This window comes from Vibrio sp. 1288, from assembly GCF_033344475.1.
In genome coordinates this window covers 1-650 of record NZ_JAWPOX010000635.1, presented here as the reverse complement: position 1 = coordinate 650, position 650 = coordinate 1, and the positions used below count along the sequence as shown (strand labels likewise).

Annotated in this window: 1 pseudogene; it reads right to left on the bottom strand. The window is 45.4% G+C overall.

The features are described 5' to 3' along the window. Nucleotides 1–650: pseudogene (locus tag R8O11_RS28475) on the bottom strand (diguanylate cyclase); the annotation flags it as partial.

Below are 650 nucleotides of genomic sequence, written 5' to 3'. Positions count from 1 at the left end.
GGCCACATACCTGGATACATGTTCGAGAAATTAAACTGAGAACGCTCAGGAATAATATCGCCATACAAGCGCGACTCGTCAGGACTCGCGATGTAAAAGCCTTTGTGCTTAACCAACTCGATATGGAAATCTCGCACTGGTGAATAGTTGAGAAGGGATGACAGATACTCGATATCGACATTCAACACTAAGTAACCCTGTCGAACGTCATTCACTGAAATGGGCATCAAAATGCGTAGGGACGGACTTAGCGGATAAACCAACTCACCTTTGTCCCTTTCAAGTTCAATCCCCCAAGCTGAGATTTGCTCGTTATCCAAACTCTGCGCGTATTTAAAATACTCTCGCGCAGATTTATCTCGAAGGATCAATGATGGGCCAGCGATGCCGGTTTTGAAATCGTACTTAATGCGAACTTTTTCGGTGCCAGAGGTATCGAGAAAACGGATCTGCTTGTACAGTTTTTGGTTGCGAGCAACCGAGCTCCACATGTTCTCTAAGATGGTCAGATTGGCTTTACTGGGTTCACGTAAGTAATCGTAAAGGCTTTGACTGTGACCAAGTAGGTCGCTGATGGTTTCTATCTGATCTTGAATATTGTTGTATTCACGCCCGGTGTAAGCCAGTTGGTGTAAGGCTTCTTCGGCGGT